Origin of the sequence: Vibrio sp. St2 (assembly GCF_947311885.1) — a bacterium.
GTDB classification, from domain to species: domain Bacteria; phylum Pseudomonadota; class Gammaproteobacteria; order Enterobacterales; family Vibrionaceae; genus Vibrio; species Vibrio coralliilyticus.
Map to the genome: position 1 here is coordinate 443,535 of NZ_CAMZNA010000001.1, position 13,530 is coordinate 457,064.

The window sequence follows — 13,530 nt, forward strand, 5'->3', positions numbered from 1 at the left end:
GAAATTATGAGTGAAGTACAAGTTTCAAATAACGCACCAGCGAATGCAGCAAGCTCTACGAGCTACGACCATGATGTCTCTGGCAGTGAAGCGATGGATGCGATTGCTCAGCTTAACGAACTGATTGTCAAACTGGCAGAGATCTTTAAAAAACTGCGCAACGTGCTTCAAGAGTATAACCAGAAGCAGCAATTACTTGGATGGGATGTGCAAAAAGCGTCGATGGACACTAAACGAGATGCAATTAAGAGTGCTTTTGAATCTGCAGCTTGGTCAGGTGGCTTACAGATCCTGTCAGGAGTCGTTGGTATGGTCGGTGTCGGAGCAACGTCAAAATTTGGTGAAGGCGCGACACACCTAGGTCAGGCACTCGGAAAAAGTGTTGATGGGGCTGGCTCTATGGTTTCAGCTTCCATTACTAAAGACGCTGAGATGGAAAAAATGGACGGCGAATTCAAAGCAATGAACGCCCAAAACTACGCCAAAAATGTAAACGAACTCAGTGATAAAGCACGTCAAATCTCAGAGCAGATGCGTTCATTGGTCAAAGAGTTAGTTGAACTTCATGGGCGCATCGCATCAGCGGTTCACAACTAATCCGTTCTTTACGTAAACCAAATGTAGGGCACCGTTCATTCGGTGCCTTACCGATGATGGAATATCTCATGACAAATACAAATTTCCTTCCAGTCGACATTAATCAAGTTGCCGAATCCATCCAGGACGTCGTTAACGGGCATAAAACTCTGGCGCAATTAAATGGTGTTGAAGAGTCAGAATTAGATCTGGCATATCAAAGCGCACTGGAGCGATATCAAGAAGAAGATATGCCCGGTGCTCTGACACATTTTACTTATCTGGTTATGAACAATCCTTGGCGACGCGAATACATGTTTGGTATGGCCTCCACGCTGCACGCGTTAGATCAATTTGAACATGCGCTGATCTTCTACGGTTATTCGACCTTAATGAATGCATGTGACGCTGGGGTAACCTTCAGAATCGGTCAATGTTATCTATCGCTGGAAAAGCAGCCAGAAGCGATAGATGCGTTGCACACCTGTATTGAGCAAAGCTTTATTATTCCGGAGCAACCGGAGATTCGTGCGCTTGCTCAGTCATTACTCGATGAGATTACTGATTAACAAGTAGTAGGAGTATTACCATGCCAATAGAGATCTCTTCTCAACAGCTTGCTGGCCTCAATTATTTAGACTTAGAGATGCCGAAATCTTCCCCTAAGCAAGAGGCAAGAAGCTTTGATATTTCACAAGTGCCTTTACAAAACCAAGCGGATACGGTCGATCATCTAGATTTAGCCATCACACCAGCTCAGAAAGAGTATTTAAGCAATCATGAAACCTCGACGACAGAATCCAAACAACTGCTCGAAAAATCAACGGCTCTCTATGATCAGGCTAAGAAAGCTGGGGTAGACGTAGCAAAATGTACATTCTTTAAAGAGCTGTTTAACGTTGCGATAGCGGGAGTGGGACTAGGGCTGGCTATTGCTGCAACTGTCTTTAGTGGTGGACTAGGAGTGCCACTTGTCGCTGCGGCGGGAGTGGCATTTGCGCTAGCGGTTTCCGATGCAGGCTGTGCAGCCGCAGATTGGTATAGCAAAGCGCATGGTGGTGAAGGGCTGAAAATGGGCTCAGATACCATCTCGAATTTAACGTATAAACTGCTTGAAAAAATGGGTATGAATGATGACCGAGCGCAGTACTGGTCCAAAGCCACCTCGGCTGTACTAAGACTTGGGCTGACAATAGGCACACTATTCGCTGGCACTGTTTCTGTGCCGTCAGTACTTGGTACGGCGGGCAGTGTGATGTCGACGACTAAGCTAGCCAAACTTGGGGCTGGTGCAGCAGGGGACAAGATACTGGGCTTTAACTTAGACAATACCAAGAAGGCGAAGGAAAAAGCGGACAACGAACTCAAACAGCATAAAGATAAGATCAAATCCCAACTTACAGTTGAAGTGATGTCTGGCGCGACGTCTATGAGGACGTCGGCGATGTCTAGTAAAATCTCTGGCCTGTCTACGAAGGTGTCTGGCTTGTCTGATGAGTTGACCTCAGTCAAGCAAGAGCGGGATGATCGTACCCGTGAAGTTCAAGACAAAGACGAAAAACTTCACCTAGCTAGTGAGAAAGCTAAGCAACAGGAGCAGTCTCACGCAATGTTGTTGGCCGCGAAAAATGCGGCTAATGCTTCGTTAAGAAAGGATTTAGAAAAGAGAAATCACGTCATTGATAACTTTCAACAGAAACTAAATCAATTGATGCTTTCAGATGATGTGAGCCCTGATATTCGTCAACTTGCTCTTCTGCTTCAGTAAATAGTGAAAGATAGGAAATCAATCTGGGCTAAGAATAATCTCGCCCAGATATAATCTCGCCAGATTGCTCTAACTCATTCTTGCCCCAAACCTTTTATAGGCAGTTAGCTCTTCGATAAAATGGGATAATGTGCAGCCCGCCCATAAAAATCACCCACGTAGCGATAAGTGCGGTAATAGTCCGCAGCCAAATTACGAAACCACCGTTCCGCACTTATTTCTTAATTGTTCAACAAGGTTGCTGCACAACTGTTTTTAGCTCCAGAGATGACAAAGCCACGGCAATGCCTATGGCTTTATAAACAGCTACAGAATGTTTGTCATTGAAGTTGAAGAGGGAACACATTCGGTGTGCAAGGCTGGGAGTGGCAAGTATCTGGGCTCATAATATACCCTCAGTGGGCGCCTTTGAACGTAGGGAATATCACGGCGTCGATGATAACAATTAGTGACGCTATCGCTTCTTGTTCAGAGAGCTCTGCTTGTTGTGATACACGCTCAATCAGTTGTTTACGGTTCATAGGATGATAATTTTATTGCTTAGCATGTCGGTGATAAGTGCTCATTCCGCCTAGAGAAACGCAAACCTTAGACCCCTTCTTCATTCACCTTTCAAACAAGTTGTGCTAACCACTGAGGAGAAGCCCCTTCAGGTTACTTGATCAATTAGGTAGGGTTTACCGACAGCTTGCGCCATTACAACACATCAAAAGAAAGAAACAATTTGCACAATATGAAACCATGTACATATTCTATATGATTCCTGAAGGGAATTTATAAACAGTTACCTGTCTATTTAATAAATAGGATATTACTCATGAATGGAAACGATAACGCGGATTCTTCCAATATTTATCTGACCCCTGCATTAGTGCAAGACTTTCCCAATGATCCAACACTACAGAATAAGCTGGATGAATTGTGGAACACAGGTTTGGATGCTGCCAACCAAGCTGCTATTGTTAGCAACCCATGGACGGCAACCTATCAGGCCCCTTGCGACTGGTATGCCAACAGGACAGATATTCAATTTCCACTTGCCATCAATGTCGTTGAATCAGTGTTTTGGACGGCATTTCCAAACCGTCTGAAAATCTATTTTTCAGCCAATGAAAAAAGCCCCTACAACATGACAGATGGCGAAGTGTTTCATCTAGCTGATTTTGGTGATGTGGATTACTCAGGTAAACTGCCCAAGTTTCCAACCAACAATGGACTTCCCTTTAAAATACCAGAAAAAACTTGCCCGCAAATGTCATGGGGAGATGTCACCAGTGATTCAACTGAACTACCAGATTCCTGGAATGGTTACGATCCACTTGGACCAAGAGGCTGGCTGGATGAGTATTGTGAATGGTCTGTAGTGAGAAATGACAAGGGCCAAATTACCCAAATCAACTATACCTGCGAAAACCCTGAATACTGGTACACCCTTTGGAAGGTGTCACCGCAAAGAGTGGCAGATCTATATAACGAGTTACTCAACACCGGTAACGTCGTCAAAGTAGAAGATTTACAGCTCACTGATGAAAACGGGAATGTTGTTAACGATCCCTTCACTGGGGTCCCAGCTTATAATCCACTTAACAAATGGAATAGCGGTACCATTGCCACAAAAGATGGCGGCGGAGCAATTCACCTGACCAGTCCGCCCAATACCATTGGCGCTGAAATCCTACTGGCTTCTCAGGCAACTCTTCTTAGAGACCTAGCTCCTGAGAACTACAACATGCAAAGCCTCGTGTGTGCTGGTGCCTTTGGACGCCCCTATCGTAACAGTGATCCCCACATTGGCCAGCAGGTGAATCAGGTGGTTAAAAACGTTGGCGTCAAAATTATGCTGACCAACCCACTTGGATTGTATTTACAGGCCCCGGACTTTAGTAATTATACATTTCCGGAAGGAACCACCGTTGACGACTGGTTTAGTGTAGTACGTGGTCGTCGTGCTGGAGAGGACGGACAAACCTATGATCAGATCCTGCACATGCGATTTTCAGCACCAGAGGGCTATACCCTGGAAGATGTGACTATTGGTACTTTAGTTGAAGGTGGTAGTAGCGGCCCAAGTCAACAACCCAAAGCCATTAAATACGCAGGACAAATTGCCGATACTTTCAAAGTAGGTATTGCCGCTACGGCTGTGCCGGCGGGCGATGCTGAGCCTCAAACACCGTTGCCTGCAGTAGGGCAGAAAACCGGTGAGCCCAATGGTTATCCCGCTCTTCTCATTGGCGATTCAGTTTACAAGGCCATGACTAACGTCAACCCCAACCCTCCATTTGTGGCATTGCCTGTCACGATGCAAGCAGGCGAAATCTATTCCGATGTACTGTTGCAAGCCTACTACATAAGTGATTCAGATAATGCCAATACAGCAACCCTCGAAGTATATGAACGTGATGGTACGACTATTGACCCCAACGTAAGTGTCGTGGTTAATAAAGTACTGACCTCAGACGGTACGCCTGTGGGTGGTGGTTCTGGTAGTCAGGGGGGCTACTTCAACTTTTACATCACAGTGAGTGTCTCGGCCTTTGCGACAGCTGGACTTCGAGGGCTCGTTCTCAAAAACCCTGCGTCGACAGACGCAGCCCAGCCCATGCCAGGCTTAATCTACATCAATGCATAGGAGGGCCAATCATGGAAATTCACCACCTGAACAAGGAAAAAAACATGCGTTATTTGAAAGCTGCTGTCTGTGCATTAACGGTTGTCAGCTGCACGTTTGCCTCCATGGCCACCACTACATCTTCTGGTAGCTCATCATCACAACAGTCATTGACTTCATTTTCCTGCTTAAATGCACCATCCGTATCTGACTTTGTGCCAGGCGACACCATGATCACCTCACAAAATGGTGTGAACTGCTTTGCCTGGCAGGTATTCATTGGTCTCAACTGGCCAGCCGATACTAAAACTCCCGGACAGCCCAGCTCCAGTGCTAAGGCTACAGACTTTGGCAAACCGGGTAGTGGAAATACGCAACCAGTATCGACATGGGAAACTTACGCTAACTCTGATGCTGTGTTTTTACCTAACGGTGCAAAACCCAAAGCCTTTGGTGCGCGCACATCCCCCTGGGGAGATGGACCTACACCGGAAAGCTGCGTCAGCGATGACAAAGCCTACCGCATCATGAGCTCTTCCCGTAAGGCTAGTATCTCCGAGGGAAGTGGTGGTACCTTCAATATGTCCGGAGATATGGCTCAGGCATTCCCCAGTGATAATCCCAACTGGCTGGCTGACAAACGTGGCAATCTGGTGTATTACGAGATCTTGTTCAGCAAGGACCAGTACGATTTCATCGTAGATAATGAGCTGTACAACACCAATGGTCAGGTAGATATGATCAAAGCTAACAAAAACATCGCAATGCCTCTGGGTATTGGGGTGAAGCCCTCGGATGATGTTACTCTGGGTGGACTAGAACTAAAAGCTGCTTGGCTGGAAGTGGAAAACCCTGAGACAGGCAACTGGAAGACAGATTATAAGCTCACTACAGCATCTGTTTACGATGAAACTACACAAACATGCAGTGATAAAACCCTCGCTTTAGTAGGGTTGCACATTATCCATAAGACCGCATCCCAACCACAATGGATATGGGCAACTTTTGAACATAAAATGAACGCACCAGACAACGCTGACCTAGCAACTGCCAAAAACTTGGGTGATTACAACTTTTATTCCGAAAGTTGCACGGAGATGGACGTTCCATCCCAATGTACTGCGAAAACGGTCAATGATGTGCCTACCACTAAAACTAGCTGTGACGTTAATGTCTCACCCGCATTTTATCTAGATGGTACGAAAGACTGTAATCCGTATCCTATCCAGGTCTCTCGCTTGTTTAAGATCCAAGACACCACAGACAATAAAGTGGCTTCCATTAATGCCGCCGCTCAGGCCCTGATTACAGAGACCAACGCCGGCTCTGTTTTCGCTAACTACCAACTGGTGAATACCCTCTGGTCTTCAGCGGCAGTTAATGACAATTCACCTCCAGGAAAGCCACCAATTACACCGCTATCTACCAGCGGCGCAACGCCAACCTTGAGTGAAGTCCCCGTGGCAAACACTATGCTGGAAACCTATGCTCAGGGTTTTAACTGTTTGTCTTGTCATGCTTATGCCAGTGTGGCTCAGGAAGCCGAAGAGGAGTTGGGTAAGTCTTACGCCACCGACTATTCATTTGTTTTTAGTCTGGCGAACCCGTTGCCCAGCTTAAGCTGTTATTGGATGGAGAATTATGACAATTTCTCCTGGGTGCCAGCACCTCAAGGGGAGCTGAGCAAGCAACAATGCTATGAGCTTAATAGTTGCGGCGATGGCGGCAAACAATCCGGCGGTGGTTGCTACAAATGGGCATCGGGTCCTGAACAACCCGCTCACCCCTGGAAGTAACAAAAATATTGGAATGGCAGCGGTCTCATCGGTACGCTGCCATCTCTCAATGTATGAGCGCAGTAAAGTTAGGGGCTTGTTGCCAAATCATTGTCTAATTAGAGGTGTGTCTTCAGCCTCAATTGGGAGCCTCCATCAGTTTTAACAGCTCCTGGCGAAGCCTTTTCATCCTAGGTGTCCACGCATCTGGGCGAAGTGCAATTTCAGCCTGTTTTATCGCCGTACGTCCATTATCGAAATCTTTATTCGTGTACAGACCTTTGGCCGTTTTTAGGTGTTGGTAGGCGGCATGTTCTTTTCTTACCTCGTCAGCGACTGACTGAACGCCTTTTTGCCTGACATAGGCTGCCCAAACCATGAAAGAGAATATTGCCTGACTTTTCATGGCTGTCTGATATGCCTCATCAGTTGGCGTATCGGGTAAACCGGGCATAGTGGGTAAATAAGATTCTGGATGCCACTGGATTCCTAAAACAGGCGTGCCATATAAAGATTCAAAGGCTTCGACCGTTTTCGTATCCTGACATACAGCGCTGATTTCTAAATGCCGACTGGCTTCAGTTGTGCCTGAGTCACGACTTTCTAATAGGTGATCTCTTGTTACGGCTACAGCCCAATGGGTGGAGTTTACTTTCGCTAAATCTGAAGGGCTGACTCCTTTTTTGTGCATGAGTTGAGTTAGCATTTTGCCGCCAAGTAACTTAACGGCATGAGAGATACTCCAAGGGTTTTTGGGGTTGTGGTGAACCGCTCTCTCATTGAGTTCCATCGTTCTGACTTTGCCACCGTATGCTTCTAATAAGCGCCAAGAACCAGCACAAACAGCAAGAATAGGAATACCACGCTGTCTGGCGTAACCAATCATCTTGAGCTCAAACTGAGTGCGGAATTGGTGTTCTTTGTGCTTGCGAATATCAGATGCTTTAGTCGGGCTTGGATTCACTCGATTAAAGTCTTTTTCTTTTAAATGGTCAGTAGATGATTCTTCGGATGTGGCCACTTGGGTGTCGTTTGCAAAAGGCCCGCCTGGAATATAAAGCATATCGATACCATCGAGATCCGTCCATGAAGCATCATGGATTGGAGTCTCAGAGCCAGAAACGCCTTTTGGCAAAGTAACAGCTTCCACCGTAAAAGGAAAAAGGGGGTCTCCCTTGTCATTTTTTAACAAGTTGATACTGTTGATAGCGACACAATCATAGTCAGAATGCGCTTTACCTCTGTTGTCAGTCCTGAATGTAACCCCGATTTTTACTTTCATGAGAACATACCTGTTTAATTGCCTTTGACGTATCGATATCTCAATTACCTTCAGCAAAGTAATATAGCAGTATCAGTACCTTGAAAAATGTGTGATTTTTCTTACTTTAGCTGCGGCTATATCGCAGTATTCCAATAACTTTTAGAACTGTGATCAACTTTAATGAGGAGTAGATAACTATTAGGGTGTTCAGTCAGCAATATGGATAGATGTAGAGCTGCTTAATTGGAATTGATGTAAGGTATACCTCAGCTAGAATCGCTTGTGAATGATTCTTAGACGTTTTTATAAATTCTGTCTTTCTATGACATTTTGTCATTATTTCTCGAGTCGATAATTTTCATTTGGTGTATGAGCAGGGTGTGGTAGTTAAGCGACATACCAAGTAATTGAATGTTAAGCTAAATGCATATAATAACGTGCTGTCTGTACATCCAGTATGGTAGGCTTGCCAAACTAAACACCAACGTTTAATTCTAAAATGGCAAAGGCGGTGGAACTTTGGCTATTGATTGGCATTAGGGATAAAGGAATGCGCTTAGTTCTATGTTTGATGACAGTGTTTTTCTCAGCATCAACATTTTCTCAAACGAGTATACCTAAGATGAGTGCTGAGAACGGCTATATTGAGCCGTTTAAGATGTTCGACAACGTTTATTATATTGGCGACAAATGGGTTTCTTCCTATGCGATAGATACGTCATCTGGCTTAGTGATTATTGATACCCTTGATTTTCCGTACAGTAAATGGATTCCCCAAAACTTACAGAAGTTAGGGTTAGGTGATAAAGCAGTGAGCTATATTATTGTAACGCATGGACATTCCGATCATGTGGGTGGGGCAGAGTTTCTCCAATCCATCTACAATTCAAAAGTGATCATGACAGAAAAGGGCTTAGAACTAACTAAAAAGCAATCAGAAAAGAGTAAAGGTGAAAATAAATTCATGCCACCGAAAGTCTTTAAATTTGCTGAAGATAAATCTGAAGTTTTGTTAGGCGACACAAAGTTTACGTTTTACATCACGCCAGGGCATACCGAAGGTGACTTGTCGATTGATTTCTTAGTTAAAGATAGCGGAAGCGAATATCGCGCTTTTGTCGTTGGTGGGCATGGAGTCAATTTCCAAAATCCTGCTCTCGCTAAGCAATACTTCGCGAGCATGAAAAGAATCAAAAAAATCGCCGAGAGTAGCCCAGTTGTAACGGTTAACTTGTCTAATCACCCTCATAAAAACAATCTGTTCTCCAACCGAGATAGAGTGGGTGAGGAGAGCTCTAATAACCCTTTTATTAGCAAAGATAACTTTTTCAACTTCGTTGACCAACAAGTAGACTTAGCGACAAAGGAACAACAGAAAGCGAGCAAACCGCAAGTTAACTAAACATTATCCAATTGAAACTCGGACAAATTTCGATGATTCGATTCTTAAAAGAGTACAGGTTTGTAGAAACATGGATCCGTTTACGCAGGGGTTAATTGGGGCTGCTTTGCCTCAGTCAGTATGCAATAAAAAGCACTTACTTGTTGCCGGTGGTTTGGGCATGTTTGCAGGGATGTCACCAGATTTGGACGTCCTCATTCGCTCTTCTAACGATCCTTTATTGTTTCTGGAGTATCATCGACAGTTTACCCATTCTCTTCTATTTATCCCTTTCGGTAGCTTGCTTTGTGCTTTGGTCTTGCATTGGATCTTCGCTAGAAGGTGTGGGCTAGCGTTTGGTCAAAGCTGGTTATATTGCGCACTTGGCTTTAGTACCCATGCGTTGCTTGATGCCTGTACGTCCTACGGCACGCAGTTGCTTTGGCCTTTTTCTCAAGAGCGGTATGCATGGAACATGGTGTCCGTGGTCGACCCCATTTTTACTTTACCGATTTTGATATGCCTTGCCGTTACGTTTCGAAAGCGAACACCTTGGGGAGCAAGGATCGCTTTGCTATGGGGGTTAACCTATCTATCCCTAGGCATCATACAAAAAGAGAGAGCTTACAATGAAGGCTGGCAATTGGCCCAAGAGCGAAATCATTCTCCAAACCGAATGGAGGTGAAACCGAGCTTTGCTAATATACTGGTGTGGAAAGTGATTTATGAAACAGACGAACACTATCACGTAGACGCCATTAGGGTAGGTAGTTCTACCAAAGTTTATAGCGGCGAATCAATTGCCAAGTTTGACATCAATAGAGATCTTCCATGGCTAGAGAAGAATTCACAACAGGCTAAAGATCTTGAGCGCTTTTGCCACTTTTCAAACGGTTATCTAGCTATCCACCCAAATGACAAACTGAGCGTTATTGATGTCCGTTATTCCATGCTACCAAACCAGATTGATCCCATGTGGAGTATCAAACTTTCCCCTGCAGCGACTTCGGAATCACACGCGCAGTACATCACACACCGAGACAATTCTCCCGCGACTAGACAACGATTTTGGAACATGTTGGTTGATTTTTAATGGCTTTGATATCGCAGTAGTGAAATGAATGTTATCTTAAAACAATAACTTGAACGCCAAATCCGAGTGTGTTTTCGCGATCGCTTGTCGTCCTGATTTACTTAAATAACACGTTAGAACAAGTTTTTGAAAGCGATTCGAATAAGTAAATTAATAATATGCAGGAATTCAGATGCAAGAAATAAATAAGCAAAAGATAGTAGATTTGTTAGCCCGTCTGCTTGAGGAAAATTATGTATTTCCTATTGTTGGTAAAGAGCTAAGTCTAATGCTGAGACAAAACTATGATCGAGGCTTGTATCTGAGTGAAGACTTAGTTGAAGGCTTCGTTGAAAAACTAACGCAGGACATATTTGCTTTATGTAAGGACAAGCATTTCAAGATCATATTTAATGATTCTATAGTCCCACCTGAGAGGCGATTTAAAAGCATCAACTATGGCTTTGAAAAGCTAGTTTTTATTACTAATAAAATAGCCTATATACAGCTATCCCGTTTCTGCTCACCTTCTTTTGCATCGAATGTTGCTCATGAAATATTGGGTCAATTGAAAGGTATCGAACACCTCATTATCGATGTTCGAAACAACGGTGGGGGGCATCCTGATATGGTTAAGCTAGTTACGTCATATTTCTTCGATAATAGTGAGTCTGTTTTGTTAAACACAATTCGCTGGCGAGGTGACTCTTGTCTAGAAGAGTTCTGGACTGATAATAGTAGTCATTGTTACCCTGATTTGAGCCTATATGTGTTAACAGATAGAGGCACTCTGTCTGCTGCCGAAGAGTTCTCCTACAACCTTCAGTGTCTTGAGCGAGCGGTGTTGATTGGGGAAGCAACGGGTGGTGCAGCTCACCCTTGTAGGTTGTTTGGGTTAACAGCTGAGTTATCAGTTGCAATCCCTATTGGTGAAGCAATCAACCCTATTACTAATAAAAATTGGGAGCAGGGCGGAGTTATCCCTGATATTAATACAAATTCGGATAATGCACTTAAAGTAGCGTTAAAAAGGTTGGGTTTGCCAGAAGAAGCTCATACAGCCATTCAGTGACGTAACTAAAAAACCTTTTGACGCGAAAAACTTGGTGTACTTAGCCCAGCATTGAGGTGTTCTATTGTTCTCACCCTAATGCTGCGAGCTAAGAACATAGACTGTACTGAAAAATACAGTATTAACGAGCTTATATTGAGTAGCTTGGCCATTCATAAGAGCTGCTAAATACGATAAACATTATTGCTACTTCGACTTCTGACTATCCATCACAACGTAATACAACCAGCCTAAAACTAATCCTCACAGTATTGAATTAATTCAGAAGATACATGCTCCGCAAAGGGTTACAACAACACTGAGCAGAGTAGTCCATTTTGAAAAGTAAGCGTGCCATAGCGCCATCTCATTACCTGAGTTATGTATGATGTCGTAGTAAATGACACACTTATTATTCATAGATATCTATAGCATTCGCTTAACTTTGCCATTGACCATACAGTACTTCTGATGTGAAACCTGGGCCAAATGCTACAACGATACCTTTTTCACCATTTTGAGAGGTCAGGTAGTGGCGATGTAGTACATCAATGACTGATACGCTTGATGTATTTCCATGTTCTCTTAAAGATTCTCGCGAATGTTGAAGCTTATCTGGCGATAATCCTAAGTGCTTTTGCAGTTCATCCAGTATTCTTCTTCCACCCGTATGAGCGATGATGAAGTCAAAGCCTGTACTATTGCCTATTGAAGTCGTAGCAAAGTGATGTAAGTAAGGAGCTACCTTTTCTATTGAATACATGACTTTTTTATCCAATGAAAATTGGAAACCTTTGTCGGTCATCTGATATTGAATGTAATTTTCTGTATCCTTTAAGAAAATGCTCTCTGAGTTTTGTATTTGTAAACCCTCACCAAAGCCATCTCCTCTCATCACAACACCAGCAGCACCATCTCCAAAAATAGCATCAGAAACAAAGTCTTGAAGCTGATTTGCTTCGGGATCAAAGCATAGAGAGGAAGTTTCTAGAGCCACAATGAGAGCATTGTTGCTCTTCGACAGTTGGCAATGTTCGTAAGCTCTATTCATGGCATAAGCACCAGCGACACAGCCCATTTGTGCTACCGGAAGTTGGATTGTACTCTGGTTAAGATCTAATGCATTGATCAAATGGGCTGTTAAAGACGGCATCATAAACCCAGTACATGAGACAGCTATGACCATGGTTATGTCTTTAGTGGTTAACCCAGAGTTTATGATTGCTCGCTCTGCGACTATCTGTGAATAGTCTCGGGCAAACTGTTCGTAAATGTTTTGCCTACTTTCAAAACCTTTCAAGTCTAAAATAGCATCAAAAGGTATACAGGTTTGACGTTCTTGAATCGTGGTGTGCTTTATCATTTCGATAGCGATTGAGCGGTATTTGGAGTCAGGGTGACAACTCTCTATAAAATGGACAATGTCATCCGATGTGAGGGGGTATTCGGGATATATAACTGAAGGTTTGGTTAAAATGCTCATTGAAATACCTCGTTTGATTGTAATTACCAGTAAACGAGGAGGGATGCTTTACTAAATTAATTTCATATGCTTTTCTAGTATATTCAAACTTGAACGATCGTTCACGTTATTGATTAGGGGTATTGATATGATTGATGTTATCAGACTCTTTTTGCTTCTTAAGAACAGTGAAGTAACATTTTTATTAGTTTCAAGAAGACTGATTACATGGCATCCCAGTCATCGGCTTTTTGCACAATGATATCGACAACATGTGCTAGTTCTTTTCCTTTAGAGGTAAGGCCGTAGCTCACCGTAACAGGGATAGTTTCTTCTTGTTTTCTCCATACAAACCCATGATGTTGCAATAGTTTCAAACGCTCAGTAAGAACTTTGGTGGATACCAAAGCCAATTGTTTACGAATCTGACCAAAACGCATTTGTTCATGCTCACTCAACAGCCAGACAATATGTGCAGTCCATTTAGTTGAAATAAGAGTTAAGTATTTATCTACACTGCAATAGTCATCAGGTTGGAGTTGGTGCTTTGTTTCTGACTGCAAAGTTTTC

At 43.6% G+C, this 13,530-nt stretch carries 13 protein-coding genes; 8 read left to right on the top strand and 5 right to left on the bottom strand.

The annotated features are described in order from the left end of the window. The first annotated feature begins 6 nt into the window (after positions 1 to 6). From QMA41_RS01990 to QMA41_RS02000, 3 genes are all read left to right on the top strand, one after another. The gene (locus QMA41_RS01990) at positions 7 to 597 is read left to right on the top strand and encodes a pathogenicity island effector protein (protein WP_019274669.1); all 591 of its coding nucleotides are present in this window, start codon (positions 7 to 9) and stop codon (positions 595 to 597) included. 68 nt (positions 598 to 665) lie between these two features. Further along, positions 666 to 1,145, top strand: a complete 480-nt coding sequence (locus tag QMA41_RS01995) for a type III secretion protein (protein ID WP_281628710.1) — start codon at positions 666 to 668, stop codon at positions 1,143 to 1,145. Between the two features lie 20 nt (positions 1,146 to 1,165). After that, positions 1,166 to 2,344: a hypothetical protein gene (locus QMA41_RS02000; protein WP_281628711.1), complete on the top strand. Its 1,179-nt coding sequence runs from the start codon at positions 1,166 to 1,168 to the stop codon at positions 2,342 to 2,344. A 395-nt stretch (positions 2,345 to 2,739) separates the two neighbouring features. On the opposite strand, the gene QMA41_RS02005 is transcribed toward QMA41_RS02000, so the two are convergent. Next, a complete protein-coding gene (locus QMA41_RS02005; RefSeq protein ID WP_021458131.1) occupies positions 2,740 to 2,865 on the bottom strand; it encodes a hypothetical protein in 126 nt (41 codons plus the stop codon). A 296-nt stretch (positions 2,866 to 3,161) separates the two neighbouring features. On the opposite strand from QMA41_RS02005, the gene QMA41_RS02010 reads away from it, so the two are divergent. Then, the gene (locus tag QMA41_RS02010) at positions 3,162 to 4,976 is read left to right on the top strand and encodes a hypothetical protein (protein WP_165579627.1); all 1,815 of its coding nucleotides are present in this window, start codon (positions 3,162 to 3,164) and stop codon (positions 4,974 to 4,976) included. 49 nt (positions 4,977 to 5,025) lie between these two features. Here QMA41_RS02010 and QMA41_RS02015 read toward each other — a convergent pair whose 3' ends face one another. Further along, positions 5,026 to 5,187, bottom strand: a complete 162-nt coding sequence (locus QMA41_RS02015) for a hypothetical protein (RefSeq protein WP_021458135.1) — start codon at positions 5,185 to 5,187, stop codon at positions 5,026 to 5,028. Between QMA41_RS02015 and QMA41_RS02020 the strand changes: the two genes are divergently transcribed. After that, positions 5,186 to 6,751, top strand: coding sequence for a hypothetical protein (locus QMA41_RS02020; RefSeq protein WP_281628712.1), 1,566 nt, complete (start codon positions 5,186 to 5,188; stop codon positions 6,749 to 6,751). The two genes, QMA41_RS02015 and QMA41_RS02020, sit on opposite strands and share 2 nt — an antisense overlap. 118 nt (positions 6,752 to 6,869) lie before the next feature. Here QMA41_RS02020 and QMA41_RS02025 read toward each other — a convergent pair whose 3' ends face one another. After that, positions 6,870 to 8,012, bottom strand: coding sequence for a gamma-glutamyl-gamma-aminobutyrate hydrolase family protein (locus tag QMA41_RS02025; RefSeq protein WP_165579628.1), 1,143 nt, complete (start codon positions 8,010 to 8,012; stop codon positions 6,870 to 6,872). A 532-nt stretch (positions 8,013 to 8,544) separates the two neighbouring features. Between QMA41_RS02025 and QMA41_RS02030 the strand changes: the two genes are divergently transcribed. The 3 genes from QMA41_RS02030 (at position 8,545) to QMA41_RS02040 (ending at position 11,519) form a co-directional block, all read left to right on the top strand. After that, entirely contained in the window at positions 8,545 to 9,396 is an 852-nt protein-coding gene (locus tag QMA41_RS02030; protein WP_031342684.1) for an MBL fold metallo-hydrolase, read from the top strand. A gap of 70 nt (positions 9,397 to 9,466) precedes the next feature. Continuing rightward, a complete protein-coding gene (locus QMA41_RS02035) occupies positions 9,467 to 10,468 on the top strand; it encodes a metal-dependent hydrolase (protein ID WP_281628713.1) in 1,002 nt (333 codons plus the stop codon). Positions 10,469 to 10,640: 172 nt separating this feature from the next. Next, positions 10,641 to 11,519, top strand: a complete 879-nt coding sequence (locus QMA41_RS02040; protein ID WP_281628714.1) for a S41 family peptidase — start codon at positions 10,641 to 10,643, stop codon at positions 11,517 to 11,519. Positions 11,520 to 11,937: 418 nt separating this feature from the next. Here the strand turns inward: QMA41_RS02040 and QMA41_RS02045 are convergent, their stop codons facing one another. Then, positions 11,938 to 12,981, bottom strand: coding sequence for a type III polyketide synthase (locus tag QMA41_RS02045; protein WP_021456316.1), 1,044 nt, complete (start codon positions 12,979 to 12,981; stop codon positions 11,938 to 11,940). 203 nt (positions 12,982 to 13,184) lie between these two features. Next, on the bottom strand, positions 13,185 to 13,523 hold the full coding sequence (locus tag QMA41_RS02050) for a helix-turn-helix domain-containing protein (RefSeq protein ID WP_038514667.1): 339 nt from the start codon (positions 13,521 to 13,523) through the stop codon (positions 13,185 to 13,187). Between the last annotated feature and the right edge of the window lie 7 nt (positions 13,524 to 13,530).